The sequence below is a fragment of the Reyranella massiliensis 521 genome (assembly GCF_000312425.1).
GTDB classification, from domain to species: Bacteria; Pseudomonadota; Alphaproteobacteria; order Reyranellales; family Reyranellaceae; genus Reyranella; species Reyranella massiliensis.
This window is the reverse complement of record NZ_HE997181.1, coordinates 598,828-617,409: the sequence shown is the minus strand read 5'-3', so window position 1 is coordinate 617,409 and position 18,582 is coordinate 598,828. Positions and strand designations below refer to the sequence as shown.

Genomic DNA, 18,582 nt, shown 5'->3' with positions numbered 1-18,582 from the left:
ACCACCTCCGCCACCGCTATGCTTACCCCGCTCGGGCGATGGGCTTCCGGCCGTTCGAGTATTTTGATCCTACCGATTTCCAAGATGGTCGAGATCGCCGACGAAGTCGGACGACCGAGCTTAACGGGCCATTTCGTACGGCTGCGTAGCAAAGCGCATGAGACACCACCAGCTCGACTTGCTTCGTCAGGCCGCCGCCTAGGCTGATAGTCGTGCCATACCTAGCGCCGCCAGACCTATCTCGAAGGGCGAGCGAAGATCGCGCCTGCGCCCTATATCCATCAGCGCAAAACCCGGCCGGTAGGCCGACAGACGGCTCAGCAAGCTGAGACAAGGACTGCTTGCGGCAAAGCGGCATGCGCCATTCTCGACGAGGGATACACATTCTTCTCTGTAGCTTTCGCCTGACTGGGCTGCGGCGACTCGCCAAGCTTGTTCTCTATTAGTAGGATTGCTGCCTCGTTCGAGTTGTTCCCGACGCCGTAGTCCTCCGCGACGTCTTACTCCGCCGCAGGGGAAGCTAGGGAGCCCGCGCGCGCCGTTGAAGCATTTGTTGCATCGCGTCCAGGCGCGCGATCTGCGAGGCTCGGCACGCGAATATTATCGCGGGTTGCGGCCTCCGCTCGACGACCTAAGTTGAGCGCCGCACTTTTTGCGGCTGACCGATCTGAGTGTTTTCTGAGGGGCAGTCATTACCAAACGGGCGACCGATCGTGATGGCAACGATCGTATTGATATCTGGAATCGCCTGGCCGGCGCCTTCGCCCATGTGTTCTACCGGACGTCGCTTTCGGGATGCATAGGAATCCTGATTCTCAACAAAGCCTAATCGAGCAGTTCGCGCAGCATGCGGCCTGTTGCCGTGATGGCGAGCAAAGTCGGCGCCTTCACGTATTCCTTTACGATGGCTTTCGTGGCCGGTGTGTAGCTCATGCAATCGAGCGCAATGAGATCGGGACTCGCTGCCGCCAGCCGACCTGCAACTTCTACTATTTCCTGCGGGTCGGCACTCGGCACCAGCGCCTCGACGACGACCTCGACGCCAGCCCGCGCCCACTTGGCCTTAAGCTTCTCCCCCTGTTCGGCAAAAGGAACGAGCAGCCCCAACCGGCCCCGCGGCAACAATCCTTCGGCGAGGCCGCTCAGGACGCGCGACGGGAACAGCACGCCCTCGTCGCCTTCCATCGGCGGGAATTCGCCGGTGCAGGCATAGACGATCGCGTCGCATCCGTCGGCGCGCAGACGGGCAAGGGCCGTGGGCGAACGGTCGATGACGGCCTGCTTGGAAATCTTCACATCGCGGCCGCCACGGAGGCGGGTGTAAAGCGTGTCGGCGCCGCTTGACGGCGGCAAGGCATCGACTTCGGCGTCGCTCAACCCGTCCAGCGCTCCCCGCAGGATCACCTTGGTCCCGGCTGGCGCCTGGGCTGCGAACAGCGCGGCGATGTCGTCGCGTGGCGCCTGGCCGATGGTGACGATGCCCAAAGTCCGCGACATATCTTAACCCTCCAGCATCACGGCATCCTGGTCGTTCCAGGCCAATCCCACGGCATCTCCAGGCACGCGCGAAGCGCGCTCGCCGGCATGCGTCTCGCGCACCAGCAGCGATTGCCCGTCCGCTCCTCGCACCCGGAGCAGCGTCGAACCGCCGAGATAGTTTGCCGTCTCGACCTTGCCGGTCGTGCGCGCCTCGGGTGTCGACACGAGCCGGATCTTTTCGGGCCGCAACGCGCGGGCGCGCGAACCGCCTTCCAGGATATTGATCTCACCGATGAAGTCGGCCACGAACCGGGTGCGTGGGCGCTCGTAGATCTCGGTTGGCGATCCCACCTGCTCGACCTTGCCCTTGTTCATGACGGCGATACGGTCGCTCATGGCGAGCGCCTCTTCCTGGTCGTGGGTCACGAAGACCAGAGTCACGCCCAGCCGCTTCTGGAGTTCCTTCAGTTCGAACTGCATCTGCTGGCGCAGCTTGCGGTCGAGCGCACCCAGCGGCTCGTCGCAAAGCAGCACCGGCGGCTCGACCACGAGCGCGCGCGCCAACGCCACCCGCTGCTGCTGGCCACCCGAGAGCTGACCGGGCTTGCGATCCTCCATCCCCGTGAGCGCCACCTGGCTCAAAGCGGCTTGCACCCGGCGGGCGATCTCGGGCTTCGGCACCTCGCGCATGCGCAAGCCGAACGCCACGTTCTCGGCCACCGTGCGATGCGGGAACAGCGCGTAGGACTGGAACACCATGCCCATATCGCGTCGATGCACCGGCAAGTCGGTTATGTCCCGACCGCCAACCTGAACACGGCCGGAGTCCGGATGCTCGAAGCCCGCGATCATGCGCAAGGAAGTGGTCTTGCCACAGCCCGACGGCCCCAACAGGGAGAAGAACTCACCGGCGGCAATATCCAAAGTAACCTCGTCGACGGCCAACACCTTGCCGTCGAACCGCTTGGTAACTTTGTCGAGCTTGATGGCAGCGGAGGTCATGAACGCCCTTAGCCCCGCAGGATCTTCGTCACGCGGGCGTCGATGTCTTCCTTGCGCGAGTTGTACCACTTCCAGTCGGGCTGGATGAGGGTCGCCACCTTGGCCTCGGTGGTGAGCAGCTTCTCGTCGTACTTGGGATCGAGCTTCACCGTCCTGTTGGCCGGCGAGTACCACACGGCCTCGGCGAGCAGCTTCTGCACGTCGGGGCGCAGCATGTAGTCGATGTAGCCGAAGGCGAGTTCCTTGACCTTCGAGCCCGGCGTCACGTTCAGCACCTGCTCCAGCGCCAACACGCCTTCCGACGGGCTGGCGAAGTCGACCGGCTGGGCATTCGTTCCTTCGTAGCGATAGACGCCCGAATCATGGATGACGCCCATCGATACTTCGGCCGAGAGCAGCATCTTTTCCATCTGGCCGGTGAAATCGACAAGCTTGATCGGCTTCAGCGCTTCCAGCGCCTTGTATGCCGCATCGAGGTCGGTGAGACCCTTGCCGTAGACCTTGCCAAGCATCATCAGATGGGCCTGGCCGAGGCTATTCACCGGAATGACATAGCCGCCGCGCGCGCCTGCCAGCTTGGGATCGGCAAGGTCCTTCCACGATGTCGGCTTGGCCAGGCCCTTGTCGGTACGGAAGCCGAGCCCGATCGCACTGGTGAAGATCGTGACGCCCACGATCTTGTCGCTGACCGCGTAGGGATAGACGCTGGCGACGTTGGGCACTTCCTTGGCCGTGATCTTGGGCATCACCAGCCCCTCGGAGAGCGAGCTCCACTGTTCGTTCGAGTTGGTGTGCAGCACGTCGTAGATCGGATCGTTCCGCGGGCTGGCCTGCAGCTTCGGTACGAACGGAAAGGCCTGGTCGGCCTGCACGGTGCACTTGAACTCCTTCTCGAAGGCCGGCAGCACCGTGCTCTTCATGATATCGCCCCACTTGCCGCCCCAGGTGGTGATCTTGAGCGTCTTGGTCTGGGCATGAAGGATGGCCGGTGCGCCGAGAGTTGCAGCGGCGGCGAGACCGGCACCTGTCCGGAGAGCCTGACGACGTGAAATCATGATTGACCCCCTCTGTTCCCTTTTTAGAGCTTAACGTACGCCTTGAGGCCGATCAGCCTCTCCAGCACCAGCACGACGGCAAGCGCCAGCAGGATCGACACCATCGAGGCGGCGGCAATGGCGCCGTCGAGGTCGAATTTCATGTAGTTGAACAGCACGACCGGCAGGGTCTCGCCCTTGGGCACGACGAGGAACAGCGAGACCGGAAACTGATCGAACGAAACGATGAAGGCAAAGACCCCGCCGGCAAAGACGCCCGGCCGGATCAGGGGCAGCGTGACCTCGAAGAAGACCCGCACGGGGCTGGCGCCGAGAACGGCCGCGGCCTCCTCGATACGACGGTCGAAATTGTGCAGGACGGCCAGCGTCGTCCGGATGACGTAGGGCACAGCCACCAGGGTATGGGCCAGGATCAGCCCCCACACCGGCCGCCCGATTCCCGCCAGCAAGTAGGCCTGGAACAGCGCCAGCCCCGTCAGAATAGCCGGCAGCATCAGGGGCGACATGAAGAAGGCCGTCAGGAATCCGCGTCCCGGCAGGTTGCCGCGCGCGAGGGCCAGCGCGCAGGCGCCGCCGATCACGACCGACAGGACCAGCACCACGGCTGCAATCCAGAGCGACAGCCAGAGCGCGTTCATGAACTCCGCGCTGGAGAAGAACTTGGCGAACCAGCGCAGGCTGATGCCGACCGGCGGGAAGGAGATGTAGGGTGTCGGGTTGAGGGCGAACACCAGCACGATGGCGATGGGCGCCAACAGAAATGTCAGCAGCGCGATGTTGAGCGCCAGGTAGGCAGCGTGACCGGCATCGAAGCGCCGGCGGTTCAGCGGCGCACTCATGCCAGCCCCTGCTCGCCCGACAACCGCGCCAGGATGCGATTATAGGCAAAGACGATCACCAGCGAGACCAGCAGGAGGATCACTCCCAGTGCACCGGCGAAGTTGGGATTGAAGCTGGTGCCGACCTGCTGGGCGATCAGCATGGGCAAGGTCAGTACATTGGTGCCACCCATCAGGGAGGGCGTGACATAGGCACTGATCGACAGGGCAAAGACCAGCAGGGAGCCGGCCAGGATGCCGGGCAGGCTAAGCGGGAGCGTCACCTCGACGAAGGCCCTCGCCCGGCCAGCCCCAAGGCTGCGGGCGGCCTGCTCCAGACGCTCGTCGATGCGGCCGATCACACCGGTCAGGGTCAGCACCATGAAGGGGACGTAGATGTGCACCAGCGCCACCACAGTGCCGAACTCGTTGTACATCAGCGGCACGGGCTTGTCGGTGAGGCCCCACTGGATCAGCAGCGTGTTGATGACACCCTTGTCTTGCAGGATCGTCATCCAGGCAAAGGTACGCACGACGATGCCGGTCAACATCGGCGCAATCACCGCGATCAGCACCAGTGCATGGCCGAGGCGCGACTGCATGCGCGCCATCCAGTGCGCCAGCGGATAGCCGATCAGCAGGGAAACGATCGTGGTGATCAAGCCGATGCGCAGGGTCGACCACAGGGCGTCGTGAAAAATGCCGGCCGAATCGAAGATGAAGCGCTCGTAGTGGCGAGTCGTCAGGAAGGCATTCGGATTGGTGACCGGATTGCCGGAGAAGAACGACATCACCGCCATGACGCCAAGCGGCACGACGAAGAAGAGGACAAAGAGCAGTGCGGCCGGGGCGACCAGCCACGCAATAGGCGATGGCTGGCCCGGTTTCATGCAGTGGCCTTGACGTCGCCCACGACACGCACACGGACGCGCACCGAGTTGCCCGGCAGATAGGCGAGCGGCATGTCTTCGCTTTCGATCGTCTGCAGGGTCGCGCGATCCGCGCCCGCCGCCACCGCGCGGTCGTTGGCGATCTCACTCGCCGCCGCAATCGCGTCCCTGCGCGTCAGATCCTTGAATATCTGATCGCACTCGCCCGCCACCTGGGCAATCGCCGCCCCCACGGCGTTAGCGCAATCGCCGTGCTCCACATGGATCACCTGGCTCACGCCCGGCAGCTTCTCGGGAATGAGAAAGGCGCCACCACCGACGGCAATCAGCGGCACGTCGGCGGCCTCGGTCTTCATCCGATCGATCGCCTCCTCGGCAAGACGGGCCGCTTCGCCAAAGGCCTTCTGGCAGGTCGCCTTGTCCAGATAGGCCACCTTCGACTTGTCACCGAGATCGAGGATGCCCGCCGCAATGGCCACATCCGTGGTCGTGAGCTGCTTGCCGCCAAAGGCGATGCCGTCCTTCAGCAGGCGATATCCCACCGAGACCGGCCCGACCTTGAGAGGATCGAGGGACACGTGGCTGCCACCGCCGAGGCCAATCGACAGCAGATCGGGCATGCGAAAGAGCGTCCGCACACCGCCGATCTTCACGACCGAGTTGGCTTCGCGCGGAAAGCCATTCTTGAGCTGGCCGACATCGGCCGTGGTGCCGCCGACATCGATCACCATGGCGTCGGCCAGACCGGAAAGGTAGGCGGCCCCGCGCATCGAGTTGGTGGCACCCGACGCGAAACTGTAGACCGGCAGCCGGCGAGCCTGGGCGGCCTCGGCCACGGTGCCGTCGTTCTGGGTAATGAACAGCGGCGCGTCGAGGCCGGAGTCGCGGATCGCCTTCTCGAAGGCGGCGATCGTGTCGCGCGACAGGTCGGCCAGCGCCGCATTCAGCAGGCCGGCATTCTCGCGCTCCAACAGGCCGATACGACCGAGATCGGACGAGCAGGTGATGGCAACATCGGGAATCACGGCGGCAACCAGCTCCGCCGCACGCTTTTCGTGCGTCGGATCGAGGGGCGAGAAGATCGACGAAATGCCAACCGACTTCAGCCCGGCGGCCTTCATTTCCTGGGCCGCCTTGGTGACTGCCGCCTCGTCGAGCGGCATGAAAGGCCGCCCGTCGTATTCATGGCCGCCCTCGACCATCCAGACGCCACCGCACACCAGAGCCGCAAGATCCTCCGGCCAGTCGCAGAACGGCGGCAGCGAAGCGGACGCCGGCATGCCGAGCCGCAACGCCCCGACCTTGGTAAGATGGCGGCGCTGCACCACGGCATTGATGAAATGCGTAGTGCCGATCATCACGCCGTCGACGCGCTTGCCTTCGAGAATGCCGGTCGAGCCCAGGCTCTTCAGCGAGTCCAGGATGCCGGCAGTGACATCCTCGCTGGTCGGCGCCTTGACCGCGCGAATGACCTTGCCGTCCTCGATCAGGACAGCGTCCGTGTTGGTGCCGCCGACGTCGATACCGATACGCCTCATGACGAAAACACGCTCCTGAAGTCGAGATCATAGCCGAAGGCCCGCGGGCCGACATATTTAAGCCCGTCTTCCGAAAGGAAGACCGACGGAGAAGGCAGGGCAATCACGGTGACGCGCTGGCCGTAGCGGATGGTTTCCGAGCCAACCGCCTCGCCCGTGTCCGAGTTGAGCACGCAGATGAGGTCCGGCGTCATCGCGACCGCTTCGCCGTCGCGCAGGGCGACGATCCATTCGTTCTGGAAGTTGATCTCCAACCCCGCACCGCGCCAGTCGTCGAGACCGTCGAAACGCACCACGCCGCGCAGGAAGCCTTCGGTGGTACGCCGCGCAACGTCGACCACCTTGCCCCTGTAGAGGAGCTTGCCCGGCTCGACCGACAGGATTGCCGCGATGGGATCGGCATGCGTGCGCTGCGCCTCGCGCACAGCGGCGCCGATGGCAATGGCCTTGGTGGTGGTGCCATGGATGCCCCACTTCTTGACCTCGGCGCCCGTCCGCGGCGGCTGGCAGGTCGCGGCGACGGAGCCGTATTCGACACAGATCTTGCGCATGACCCGCTCCGCCCATTTCCAGGTCGGAACCTTGTGCACGACGCTTTCCAGGCCGCGCACGTCCACGGCCGTCAGCGGATAAGGCGTGAGGCCGCCGACCGATACCGAGGTCATCTGTGCCTCGGGATAGGCGCGGCCCATCGTGTCGCTGTCGATCACCGGCCGGCCGAGATGCGCCGCTGCCATGAACGGCCGCACCCCGTTGGCGCCGCCGATCTCCATGCTCATGAGGGCGGCGAACCGGCGGCCGAGATGCTTCTCCATCACCTCGACGGCGCGTGCCAGGGTGAGACTGTCGGTCAGCCTCTCCTGCCCCACCAGCGGCGCGCCCATGTTGGCGACCGTGCCGACCAGATCGTCGTCGTCCAGATCAGCCGCATCCATGAGCTGCACGCGGTGGCCTTCGCGAAAGAGGCGCCGCATGTTCAACAAAGGCAGATAGGGACTGCCTCCACCCCCGGTGCCCAGAATCCAGGCGCCGACGGCCAGTGATTCGATGTCGTCAGCGGTGATTTCGCGTACGCTCACGCGAAGACGCTCTTGAACTCGATGTCATAGCCGAATGCGCGAGGCCCGACATGCTGCAGCCCCTTCTCCGACAGGAAGACCGGCGGCGGCGGCAAGGCAATGACGGTGACCCGCTGGCCATAGCGAATGGTTTCAGTGCCGACCGCCTCTCCCGACACGGAGTCGAGGACGCAGATCAGGTCGGGCGACATCGCGACAGGCTTGCCGTCGAGCCACGCCACGATCCATTCGTTCTGGAAATTGATCTCCATTGCCGCGCCGCGCCAGTCGTCGACGCCGTCGAGGCGTGTGCGTCCGCGCAGGAAGCCTTCCGTCGCTCGGCGCTCCACGTCGACGACCTTGCCGCGGTAGAGAACTTTCCCGGGCTCCACCGAGAGAATCGCGGCAATCGGATCGGTATGGTTGCGCTGTGCCTCGCGCACTGCGTGACCGATGGCAATGGCCTTGGTGGTGGTACCGTGGATACCCCACTTCTTCACCTCGGCTCCGGACCGTGGCGCCTTGCAGGTCGAAGCAATGGAGCCGTACTCGACACAGATCTTGCGGCTGACCCGCTCCATCCACTTCCAGGTCGGCACCTTCTCCACTACCGACTCGAGGCCGCGGACATCGACCGTGGTCAGCGGGCACGGCGCCAGATCGCCAACGGCCACGGAGGTCATCTGCGCCTCGGGATAGGCGCGCCCCATCATGTCGGAGTCGATCACCGGCCGCTTGAGGTGCGCTGCCGCCATCAGTGGCTGGATCGAATTCCCACCACCGATCTCGAGGGCCATGATCCCGCGGAACCTGTAGCCCGTATGCCGCTCCATCAGGTCGACGGCACGGGCGATGGTACGGCTGTCTGTCAGCCGCTCCTGCCCGACCAGAGGTGCGCCCATGTTGGACACGGCGGCAATCCAGTCGTCGTCGGCCAGCTCGTCGGACGGCAGAAGCTGAACGCGATAACCCTCCTTGTAGAGGGCCCGCATGTTCAGGAGGCCAAGATAAGGGCTGCCGCCGCCACCGGTGCCCAGCACCCAGGCACCCACGGCCAGCGATTCAATGTCGTCGAGAGTGATGTCTCTTAAGGGCATTGCTTCCGTTTCCAGCGGCCGCCCTCGTCCTGGAGCGGCGCAGGACCTTCCCCTCGGCGCCTTTGCAAGATCGGGACCAGCGAACCGTCCTTCGCAGCATGGCACTCCAAGCGTATGGTCTATCGGCTTTAGAGAGCCGCCGGGGTGTAATCCATACGTGCGGACACGTATGCGGAGGGATAAGTGGGAGATCGGCGTCAGCCGCGCATCGCAGTCATTACCATGGGGCAGACGCCACGCGCCGATGTGATGAATGAGCTTCGCGTCGCCCTTGGCGACCTGTCTTACGCCGAGTTCGGGGTGCTGGACGACGTACCGCAGCAAGAGATCGACGGCATGACGCCGAGCGCCGACGAGCTGAGCTTCTTCACCCGACTGCGCGACGGCAGGCATGTCATCCTCGAGGCCGGGGCTGTAGCAAGGCGGACGGCAGCCCTGGTCGAGCACGTCGACGGGCTGGGGTACGATCTGCTGATCCTGGCAATGACCGGAATACGGGCTCGGCTGTCGACCCGCACGCCTTTGATCCATGGCCAGTACGCCGTCGAAGCCTGGGTTTCGGCCCTTACCGCTGGCAACTCGCGAATCGGCATCATCATTCCCTTGTCGGGCCAAGGATCCCTCCTCGCCGAGGCGGGCTATGGCACGATGCTGCAAAGCTCCCACGCGACGACGGCCGGCAGCCATGCCACGCACCTGATGGATGCCATCGGCCGCGTCTCCGGCGCCGACCTCATCATCATGAACTCGATTGGCTATACCGAGGAGATGGCCGAGCAGGTCGCCGAAGCGAGCGGCAAGCCGGTGGTCACTGCCTGCCGGATCATCGCCGGCACCGCGCGATTGCGGCTTGCGGAGATCGCCCAGAACCCGCTCGACGCCGTGGCGAAGACCTATAGCGGGACGGAGTTGCTGAAGCGGCTGTTGCCGCCCGGCGAGCCTCTGACCCAACGCGAGAGCGAGGTGCTGGTCCATGCCCTCGAAGGTGCCGCCAACAAGTTCATCGGCCGCACGCTCGGCATCAGTCATCGCACTGTCGAGATCCATCGCTCGCGGGCCATGCTCAAGCTCGGTGCGATGTCTATCACAGAGTTGATCTGGCGGGCGCTTGCGAACCCGGAGCGCTGAGTGATGACGATCTCGCGCCATGCTTTCACGGCCTACGCTCTTGCTACCGCAGCAACACCAATGAAAGCTGCCGCACTTGAAGCCGTCAACGCCCATAGCGTTCCGAGTAGCATCTCATACGCAGTGTTACTTATCTGCCTGGGGCGCTCTCCATCACGTCATGCCATCGCCGGCGGCCGCAGCAGCCGGGCGACCATGGACGCCGACCAGGTGAGATGCCCCCTTGATGAGAGAATCCGCATCGCCTGCGGCTGGACGCTGTCGGCCATAGGCCTTGGAGTTCAAACAGGTTCGCCGCCGGGGCTCAAGGCTATCTACTGAAAGACCAGCATCCCGATACGCTGGTTCAGTATCTGCACTGCATCGACAACGGCGAGCCGCCCTTGTCGCCTTCGATCGCGCGACGAACTCTTCAGCATTTTTCGAAGGCCCGAACGGCAGCGGCGATGCCGCCCGATGCGGCGGACGAAACGTTGACGCCACGGGAGATGGATGTGTTGCGACTACTCGGGCGCGGATTGAGTGTCGGCGAAGCAGCTCGCGTGCTCGGACTGACGCCACACACCGTCGCGGGTTATGTGAAAATTATATACAGGAAGCTCAACATTTCCTCGCGCGCGGAAGCGGCCGTCGAGGCGGTCCGACGGGGACTGCTCTAGCGCTGTCGCCGGTGAACCGAGGCTCTGGACGCTGCGCGTCGAATCGACAACCGGATTGCCTAACCATGGACAACTCGGGAACAGCTCAGGCCTGCATCGTATCCGTTCGACCTGCTAACCCATTGAAAAGAAATGGTCGTCCGTACCGAGAGCTACATCCGGCTGTATTGATGGTGCAGCCCGCCGAGAATCGGGCCGAGCGGCGACCTGGCCGATACGCTTGACCGGCCGATGGCATGGCGAATCCTTGACCAAGGCCAAGTGTGTTCGCAGTTCGTTGTAGTAGGCGGCGTAGCTCGCAAGAATCCGCCGCAGATGCTGCAATAAGCAACAAGCCCAGATAGGCACGAACAACGTAAAACGCCACAGCATGGTGGCCTTGGCGTGCTCCCTGCAAACTCACTCGTTGTAGGATTGAGTCCGTTCGGAAAGGACGGACATGAAGCGGAAGCGGTTTAGCGACGAACAGATCATCGCAATCCTTCGGCTGCACCAGGCCGGGGCGAAGTCAGCCGACCTCCGCAATCAGCCCAGGATCAGCGAGACGACGCTATACAACTGGCGGAGCCGGTATGGCGGGTTGCAGGTGCTGGACTTCTCGCTGTCGGGGCTGTGGATGATTCCTGAGCTAGAGGCCATCATAGCGGTGCGAGGCAAGCCGGCAACGATCGTATCGGACAACGGCACCGCACTGACAAACAACGCCGTTCTTCGCTGAGTGGCAGATCATTGGATCGAGTGGAACTATGTCGCGCCCGGTAAGCCCATGCAGAACGCGTTCGTCGAAAGCTTCAATGACCGCCTGCGCTACGAATGCCACAACAAGCACGTCTTCACCACGCTGGCCGATGTAGAGAGAATTATTGAGGCCTGGCGCATCGACTGCAATTCGGCAAGGCCGCATGACCGATTAACCAGGTTGCCTCCGCCAGTGTTCGGCGCTACGCGCAGACTCGAAGAACAACAGGGCGGAGCGCGAAGCCCCTGAATCGAGAGCCCTGCCCGTCGCATTACGAACGAGGGCAAAAGCGGAATAGGCTCAAGCAGCTGATGTAGGAGTTAGGAAGAGCAGGTCACCGGCATTCGACATAGGAGGTAATTATGCGTGCATACGGGACCGTAGCCTATTCAGTAGTTATCGCATTGCTGAATAGACTTGAAAGGAGAGGCGTGATTTCACATCACGAGGCTCTAGAAGTGTTGAATGATGCGCTCGAATCAACGGAGGATCTAGGCGCGGACGGGCGCGCTAGAATTGAGAAGGATATTGCACTGATGGTTGCTCGCAAGGAATTACCTGAAAAGCCCTTTCGCGGACTTTGAGGCAGGCAGGCATGCCTAACACTTTGCGGGAGCTAATACACAGATTTAGTAAGAGCTAATCAGTTATTGGGCTCGATAGTGGCTACGCTGCCCACCCACAGCGACTTACCTGTGGGTTACTCAAATGATGAAGCACCAGCCGAACCAGATCGACTGGTCAGGGCATGGCCCTCAATTGCCCACGTAGACCTGCCGCGTATCTTCGCGGATAGCTTGTGCCATCGCGCCATGTCTCGCGCCCCCGTGATTGATTACCCGCAAGGACGGAAGGCGTTACGGACTAGGTGCGCAAATGAACTTCAATTCCGCTCAAGACTACGTTGCCTGATCTGCTCAATGGGGTTCCGCCTGACCAGACCAATATGTAGTCTAAGCTGTCCAGAGCTCGGATTGGTCAGGGCTCAACCTAGGACAACCTGATCAGATTTATGTGGCTACTGTCTTTTTGCGGCCCGGGAGGATAACGCAAGGCATGTCGTTGGAAGCGCTCCCGATCGTGACTGTTACGCTTCCATTCGTCGGGAGCATTGTTGCAGCCCAGTTTAGGGTGAACGCGCGAAATGCTGAAGCATACCTCGCAGCGTTCGTGTGCTTGGGCGTCCTGGCCATCGTGATGGTGCTCTATCCGCAAATTGCCGCGGGCGACATCGTCAAGGTCACGATCCCCTGGGCTCCGGATATCGGCCTGAATTTCTCGCTGCGCATTGACGGCCTCGCCTTGACGCTTTGTGGTCTGATCAGCGGCATCGGGCTGCTCGTCGTCCTTTATGCGCGCTACTACATGTCCGCGGCGGACCCTGTGCCCCGCTTCTTCTCCTTCCTGCTGGCTTTCATGGGCTCGATGCTCGGCGTCGTGTTGTCCGGCAATCTGATCCAACTCGTCTTCTTTTGGGAGCTGACGAGCCTTTTCTCATTCCTGCTGATTGGTTACTGGCACCAGTCCAGTCAGGCACGAGATGGCGCACGAACTGCTCTCATCGTTACATCAGCGGGAGGTCTGTGCCTGTTCGCAGGCATCTTGATCATCGGGCACATCGTCGGCAGCTTCGATCTTGATCAGGTGCTGGCGAGCACTAACGCGATCCGTAGTCATGCCCTGTATCTGCCAGTTCTCGCTCTTGTGCTGCTCGGCGCCTTCACGAAGAGTGCGCAGTTTCCGTTTCAATTTTGGCTTTCGCAGGCGATGGCGGCACCAACGCCCGTATCGGCCTACCTTCATTCTGCCACGATGGTGAAAGCTGGGGTCTTTCTGCTCATTCGCCTTTGGCCAGTGCTGGGAGGGTCCAATGAGTGGTTATGGCTGGTAGGAGCTGCGGGCCTCATTACCTTTATCCTGGGCGCATACCTCGCTGTATTTCAGAACGATCTGAAAGGCCTTCTTGCATATTCCACGGTCAGCCATCTCGGTTTGACCACCTTGTTGATCGGACTCGACACGCCGCTGGGGCTCGTAGCCGCAATCTTCCACATGACGAACCATGCCACCTTCAAGGCATCGCTCTTCATGGCAGCAGGGATCATCGATCACGAAACTGGGACGCGAGACATGCGACGGCTGAGCGGCTTGTGGCGCTTCATGCCAGTCACCGCCACGCTGGCGATTGTCGCAGCCGCAGCCATGGCCGGGGTACCTCTTCTGAACGGCTTCCTCTCAAAGGAAATGTTCTTCGCGGAGACCATTGAGACGCACGACAACTCGCTCGTCGACCGTGCCCTTCCCTACATCGTCACCGTCGCGAGCATGTTCAGCGTCGCCTATTCCCTGCGGTTCATCCACGGTGTTTTCTTCGGGCCGCCGCCTGTCGACCTGCCTCGTGCTCCACACGAGCCACCGGTGCTGATGCGTCTGCCGGCCGGAATCCTGGTGCTCGCTTGCCTGATCGTGGGAATGGCGCCCGCAGTGACAATCGGACCTGTTCTCGCGATGGCCGCCCGCAGCGTCCTGGGATCCGAAATCCCCGCCTACAGTCTTGCGATCTGGCACGGCTTTACGCCTGAACTCCTGATGAGTCTGATCGCTACCCTGGGCGGAGCTGCGCTCTACGTCACACTACGTCCATACTTGCGACGCGGTCTGGGCCCGCCGCTGCTGCAGCATGTGAGGGGGCAGCGCCTCTTCGATCGCCTGCTCTTCCTCTCGTTGCGCACCAGTCTGGCCCTCGAACGAATTGTCGGTACGAGGCGGCTTCAGCCACAGCTACGATTGCTGCTCATCGTGGCCGTGCTGGCGGGCGCGGCACCTTTCTTCCATCTGGGACTTGTCGCGGCGGGTCCGCTTCGGACGGAGTTCGATTGGGCCTTTGGCCTCATGTGGTGTGTCGGTATCGCGTGCACTCTCGGTGCCGCTTACCAGGCCAAATTTCATCGGCTGGCGGCGCTCATCTTACTCGGCGGCACGGGATTGATCACGGTTGCGACCTTCGTCTGGTTGTCTGCGCCGGATCTGGCGTTAACGCAGCTGGTAGTCGAGGCAGTGACGACCGTCTTGCTACTGCTTGGTTTGCGATGGCTTCCAAAGCGCGACGAGCAAGTCTTGGTGCCACGCCGTATACGCTGGTATCGGGCCGGCGATCTCACCATAGCGATCGCCTGTGGTGTCGGCCTCGGAGCTCTCTCTTATGTGGTCATGACGACCCCTGCTCCCGACAGCATCTCCCGTTTCTTCGTCGAGAATGCCTATGTGGAAGGCGGGGGTACGAACGTCGTCAATGTCATACTGGTCGACTTCCGCGGCTTCGATACTTTCGGAGAGATCACCGTCCTTGCCGTCGTCGCACTGACAATTTTCGCATTGCTCCGCCGCTTCCGACCAGCCCGTGATAGCCGCACGCCCCCCGAACAGCAGCGCCATCGGACGAGCGGCGATGCGCCAGCCCCCAATCAGCCCGACCTCGGCATTCCGGCATTCATCAGCACCATGTTCTTCCCGGTGATCGGAGCGGTGGCGCTTTACCTCCTGCTGCGCGGCCATGACCTGCCAGGGGGTGGCTTTGCAGCTGGTATCACCATGGCCGTAGCGTTCATCCTGCAATACTTAGCGCGCGGCACCGTGTGGGTAGAGGCGCGGCTGCTCGTCTTGCCTGTCATATGGATCGCGGCTGGTTTACTACTGGCGGGCATAACAGGGGCAGGAGCTTGGCTTTTCGGCCTCCCCTTCCTCACCTCGCACTTCTCGTATGCCGTAATCCCATGGATCGGCGAGATCCCGGTTGCGAGCGCGCTGCTTTTCGATCTCGGCGTCTTCCTGCTCGTCGTGGGATCGACCGTGTTGATCCTGATCGCGCTGGCGCATCAGTCGGTCCGCAGCCACCGTCTGGCGGTGCCAGCCGACCCACAGCCCGCCCCTTCGACGAAGGGAGAACGCTGATGGAGATCGTGCTGGCTACAGCCATCGCGTTTCTCGCGGGCTCCGGAGTCTGGCTGTTGCTACGACCGCGGACATTCCAGGTGATCGTCGGGCTTTCGCTCGCGTCCTATGCCATCAACCTGTTCATTCTGGTCATGGGGCGTGTCCAAGTTGGAGCGCCGCCTGTCCTGCAGTCGCGCGGGCCGGGCGATGCGGCTCTTGTGGCAGATCCACTACCGCAGGCGCTTATCTTGACCGCCATTGTGATTGGCTTTGCAACGACGGCGCTCTTCCTGGTGCTTCTGCTGGCGGCCAGGGGCCAGTCGGGCACCGATCACGTCGATGGGCGGGAGCCGGAGCAATGAGCGGCTTCGACGCGCACCTCATGATCGCCCCGATCGTGCTCCCGCTCCTAACGGGCGCGGCTATACTTTTGATTGGAGCGGACCGCCAGCGCGCCTATCGTGCTGGCCTCAATCTGCTTTCAACAGTTACGCTAGTCGGCATCTCTATCGCACTGCTGGTACGGGCAGACGCTGCTCCGAACGGGCTGGCCGGAGTCTATCGACTGGGCGACTGGCCGGCACCGTTCGCAATCGTTCTCGTGGCGGATCGACTGTCGACTGCCATGGTCTTGTTGACCAGCGTGATCGCCGCGGCGGCCACGGTCTTCTCTCTGGCCCGATGGCACAGGGTCGGCCCCCACTTCCATTCTCTATTCCAGTTCCTGTTGATGGGCCTCAACGGCGCATTCCTGACTGGAGACCTATTCAACCTGTTCGTCTTCTTCGAGGTCCTGCTCGTGGCCTCCTATGGCTTAGCGCTGCATGGCGGCGGCGCGGCGCGGATCAAAGCGGGCATGCACTACGTGGTCGTAAACCTGACGGCATCCCTGCTCTTTCTTGTTGGCGTCAGCCTGATCTACGGCGTGACCGGAACACTGAACATGGCAGATCTCGCCGTCCGGACCTCCCAACTGGAAGGAACTGCCCGCATTCTGATGCAGGCGGGGGTCGGAGTGCTGGCGGTGGCCTTCCTTGTGAAGGCGGCGATGTGGCCGCTTTGTTTCTGGCTGCCCAGTAGCTATGCGGTCGCAAGCCCGCCCGTCGCCTGTATCTTCGCCATCTTAACTAAGGTGGGAGTCTACGTCGTGCTGCGGCTCTGGTTGCTGCTGTTCGCACCAGAGATCGGCTCAGAGGAGCAATTCGGCGGGCAATGGCTGTTCATTGGAGGACTGGCTACAATCACGTTTGGTACTATTGGATGCTTAGCGGCACACGACATGGCGCGGCTGGCCTCCTACTGCGTTCTGGTATCTTCTGGGACGCTACTGGCCTCCGTCGGCATGGGAGAGGTGAGCGTCACGGGAGGCGCCATCTATTATCTTGCTAGTTCGACGCTCGGGCTCGCCGCACTCTTCCTGCTGGTGGAGCTCGCCGAACGCGATCGCGAACCTGGCGCGGATATGATTGCCCTTACCCGCGAGCTATATGGGACTGATGAGGCCCTCTCGGGGACTGAAGAGGAAGTTGAGATCGGCATCGCGATCCCGGCAACCATGGCCCTTCTGGGCATCGCCTTTCTGTGCGCCGCACTTGTGGTCGCCGGACTACCACCTTTGTCGGGTTTCATCGCGAAGGTTGGACTATTGAGATCGGCGCTTAATGTTGGTGGGGCGCAGACAGTCGTGCCTCTTGCTTCCTGGGCCTTGATCGCGACGCTCCTTGTCTCCGGTCTCGTGGCTATCGTGGCCCTGTCTCGCGCTGGCATCCGGGCGTTCTGGTCAGAACCCGACCGTACAATTCCTCGCATCGGGCTCGTCGAGTTCGGCCCCATCGTCCTTCTTCTTATTCTCTGTGCGGCGCAAACGGTCGCGGCCGGCCCCGTCATGCGATTTGCTCAAAGTACCGCGCAGAGTCTTCACAGCCCCCAAGGGTATGTCCGCGCCGTCCTCGATCTCGGCCAGGGGAGTCGGCCATGAGGCGGTTTCCGCTCCCTTTCATTGGCCTGCTACTCTTCTGGTTGGCGCTAAACCAGACGCTCTCGCTCGGCCAAGTTCTCATCGGCCTCATGGTGGCCACGTCCGGCACATTGATCCTCCGGACCTTGGACATCCCTCCGAGCGGCGTGCGGCGTCTCGCTTCGGCAGTGAGGCTGCTCGGGCGCGTTCTGATCGACATCGTGCGCTCGAACCTGGCCGTCGCACGCATCATCCTCGGCCGCCCCCCCCCCGTGAAGTCCGGCTTCGTGGACATCCCGCTAGATCTGCACAGCGCCTATGGGTTGGCAACTCTCGCCTGCATAATCACCGCCACACCCGGAACGTTGTGGGTGTCCCACGACGATGGCAGGAACAGCTTACGCATTCATGTGCTGGATCTGATCAACGAAGAAGAGTGGATCCGGACCATCAAGGGCCGATACGAGCAACTTTTGCTGGAGATTTTTCCATGAGTGGATTGCTCCCCTGGTCGTTGGCCGTGGCTCAAGTCATGTTGGGACTTGCGATGGCCTGCGGCGCCTTCCGCATGCTGCGCGGCCCTCGGGCCCAGGACCGGGTTGTCGGCTTCGACTGTCTGTATGTCTCCGGGATGCTGATGCTGATTACGTTCGGGATTCGAGCCGCAAGCAGCCTCTACTACGAAGCCGCCCTGATGATCGCACTGCTTGGCTTCGTCAGCACCTTGGCCTTGGCGAAGTTCCTGTTGCGGGGTGAGGTGATTGAATGAATCCGCTCAACGAACTCTCTCCTCTGGCAACGGTTCTGGTATCGGCCTTTCTGCTTCTTGGAGCAGTTTTCACCCTCGTGGGTGCCCTGGGACTGCTGCGGCTGCAGAGCTTTTATACTCGCCTGCACGCACCGACGCTCGGAACGACACTCGGCACCGCCTTCGTCTGTGCCGCTTCCTTCCTGTACTTCTCGCTTGCGGGCGGACGGCTTGCGGTGCACGAACTTATCATTGTCGCACTGGTGACGGTCTCCACTCCGGTGGGCCTGATCGTCCTAGTGCGTGCGTCGCTGCTTCGGGAAAGTCTGGAGCGTGACCGCTCAGAAAGTCAGTCCGACAACGCCTGACTGCCTCGCCGCTGTCATTGCAGACTGTCTAGGAAGCATGCCGTGCTAAAAAAGACAAACGTCGAATCTCTATGACCATCGAAGCAGAGGCGGCGCAGCGCCAGGCCAGTTCA

At 62.3% G+C, this 18,582-nt stretch carries 20 protein-coding genes; 11 read left to right on the top strand and 9 right to left on the bottom strand.

Annotated elements, in window-relative coordinates; genetic code table 11:
- Positions 1-631: 631 nt before the first annotated feature.
- The 9 genes from BN60_RS30685 to BN60_RS03015 are packed head-to-tail and all read right to left on the bottom strand — an operon-like array spanning position 632 to position 8,937.
- Positions 632-769, bottom strand: a complete 138-nt coding sequence (locus tag BN60_RS30685) for a hypothetical protein (RefSeq protein ID WP_177324750.1) — start codon at positions 767-769, stop codon at positions 632-634.
- A 56-nt stretch (positions 770-825) separates the two neighbouring features.
- A complete protein-coding gene (locus BN60_RS03050; protein WP_020694512.1) occupies positions 826-1,497 on the bottom strand; it encodes an AroM family protein in 672 nt (223 codons plus the stop codon).
- A gap of 3 nt (positions 1,498-1,500) precedes the next feature.
- Complete coding sequence (locus tag BN60_RS03045) at positions 1,501-2,481, bottom strand: ABC transporter ATP-binding protein (RefSeq protein WP_020694511.1); 981 nt, start codon at positions 2,479-2,481, stop codon at positions 1,501-1,503.
- An 8-nt stretch (positions 2,482-2,489) separates the two neighbouring features.
- On the bottom strand, positions 2,490-3,536 hold the full coding sequence (locus BN60_RS03040) for an extracellular solute-binding protein (protein WP_020694510.1): 1,047 nt from the start codon (positions 3,534-3,536) through the stop codon (positions 2,490-2,492).
- A gap of 23 nt (positions 3,537-3,559) precedes the next feature.
- Positions 3,560-4,375, bottom strand: a complete 816-nt coding sequence (locus BN60_RS03035) for an ABC transporter permease (protein WP_020694509.1) — start codon at positions 4,373-4,375, stop codon at positions 3,560-3,562.
- Complete coding sequence (locus BN60_RS03030; protein ID WP_020694508.1) at positions 4,372-5,244, bottom strand: ABC transporter permease; 873 nt, start codon at positions 5,242-5,244, stop codon at positions 4,372-4,374. The genes BN60_RS03035 and BN60_RS03030 overlap by 4 nt, the downstream gene beginning before the upstream one ends.
- A complete protein-coding gene (locus BN60_RS03025) occupies positions 5,241-6,782 on the bottom strand; it encodes a hydantoinase/oxoprolinase N-terminal domain-containing protein (protein ID WP_020694507.1) in 1,542 nt (513 codons plus the stop codon). Before BN60_RS03025 ends, BN60_RS03030 begins: the two co-directional genes overlap by 4 nt.
- Positions 6,779-7,861 carry an S-methyl thiohydantoin desulfurase family protein gene (locus tag BN60_RS03020; protein WP_020694506.1) on the bottom strand — a complete coding sequence of 361 codons (1,083 nt, stop codon included), beginning with the start codon at positions 7,859-7,861 and terminating at the stop codon, positions 6,779-6,781. Before BN60_RS03020 ends, BN60_RS03025 begins: the two co-directional genes overlap by 4 nt.
- Positions 7,858-8,937, bottom strand: a complete 1,080-nt coding sequence (locus BN60_RS03015) for an S-methyl thiohydantoin desulfurase family protein (protein ID WP_020694505.1) — start codon at positions 8,935-8,937, stop codon at positions 7,858-7,860. The genes BN60_RS03020 and BN60_RS03015 overlap by 4 nt, the downstream gene beginning before the upstream one ends.
- 183 nt (positions 8,938-9,120) lie before the next feature.
- Here BN60_RS03015 and BN60_RS03010 point away from each other — a divergent pair, with 183 nt between their 5' ends.
- The 11 genes from BN60_RS03010 to mnhG all read left to right on the top strand — a co-directional run bounded on the left by BN60_RS03010 (position 9,121) and on the right by mnhG (position 18,469).
- A complete protein-coding gene (locus tag BN60_RS03010; RefSeq protein WP_148283311.1) occupies positions 9,121-10,065 on the top strand; it encodes an AroM family protein in 945 nt (314 codons plus the stop codon).
- A 383-nt stretch (positions 10,066-10,448) separates the two neighbouring features.
- The gene (locus tag BN60_RS03005; RefSeq protein WP_245539804.1) at positions 10,449-10,724 is read left to right on the top strand and encodes a response regulator transcription factor; all 276 of its coding nucleotides are present in this window, start codon (positions 10,449-10,451) and stop codon (positions 10,722-10,724) included.
- A 439-nt stretch (positions 10,725-11,163) separates the two neighbouring features.
- On the top strand, positions 11,164-11,442 hold the full coding sequence (locus BN60_RS29420) for a transposase (protein WP_020694502.1): 279 nt from the start codon (positions 11,164-11,166) through the stop codon (positions 11,440-11,442).
- A complete protein-coding gene (locus BN60_RS29415) occupies positions 11,443-11,712 on the top strand; it encodes an integrase core domain-containing protein (RefSeq protein WP_177324749.1) in 270 nt (89 codons plus the stop codon).
- Positions 11,713-11,825: 113 nt separating this feature from the next.
- On the top strand, positions 11,826-12,047 hold the full coding sequence (locus BN60_RS30245) for a hypothetical protein (protein WP_148283310.1): 222 nt from the start codon (positions 11,826-11,828) through the stop codon (positions 12,045-12,047).
- A gap of 472 nt (positions 12,048-12,519) precedes the next feature.
- Positions 12,520-15,414, top strand: a complete 2,895-nt coding sequence (locus tag BN60_RS02995) for a monovalent cation/H+ antiporter subunit A (RefSeq protein WP_020694501.1) — start codon at positions 12,520-12,522, stop codon at positions 15,412-15,414.
- Positions 15,414-15,758 (top strand): Na+/H+ antiporter subunit C, encoded by a 345-nt coding sequence (locus BN60_RS02990; RefSeq protein WP_020694500.1) that lies wholly within the window; start codon positions 15,414-15,416, stop codon positions 15,756-15,758. Before BN60_RS02995 ends, BN60_RS02990 begins: the two co-directional genes overlap by 1 nt.
- Positions 15,755-17,374, top strand: coding sequence for a monovalent cation/H+ antiporter subunit D (locus tag BN60_RS02985; RefSeq protein WP_020694499.1), 1,620 nt, complete (start codon positions 15,755-15,757; stop codon positions 17,372-17,374). Before BN60_RS02990 ends, BN60_RS02985 begins: the two co-directional genes overlap by 4 nt.
- Positions 17,371-17,847 (top strand): Na+/H+ antiporter subunit E, encoded by a 477-nt coding sequence (locus BN60_RS02980; RefSeq protein ID WP_020694498.1) that lies wholly within the window; start codon positions 17,371-17,373, stop codon positions 17,845-17,847. The genes BN60_RS02985 and BN60_RS02980 overlap by 4 nt, the downstream gene beginning before the upstream one ends.
- The gene (locus BN60_RS02975; protein ID WP_020694497.1) at positions 17,844-18,122 is read left to right on the top strand and encodes a K+/H+ antiporter subunit F; all 279 of its coding nucleotides are present in this window, start codon (positions 17,844-17,846) and stop codon (positions 18,120-18,122) included. The genes BN60_RS02980 and BN60_RS02975 overlap by 4 nt, the downstream gene beginning before the upstream one ends.
- Entirely contained in the window at positions 18,119-18,469 is a 351-nt protein-coding gene (gene mnhG / locus BN60_RS02970) for a monovalent cation/H(+) antiporter subunit G (protein WP_020694496.1), read from the top strand. The genes BN60_RS02975 and mnhG overlap by 4 nt, the downstream gene beginning before the upstream one ends.
- The last annotated feature ends 113 nt before the right edge of the window (positions 18,470-18,582 follow it).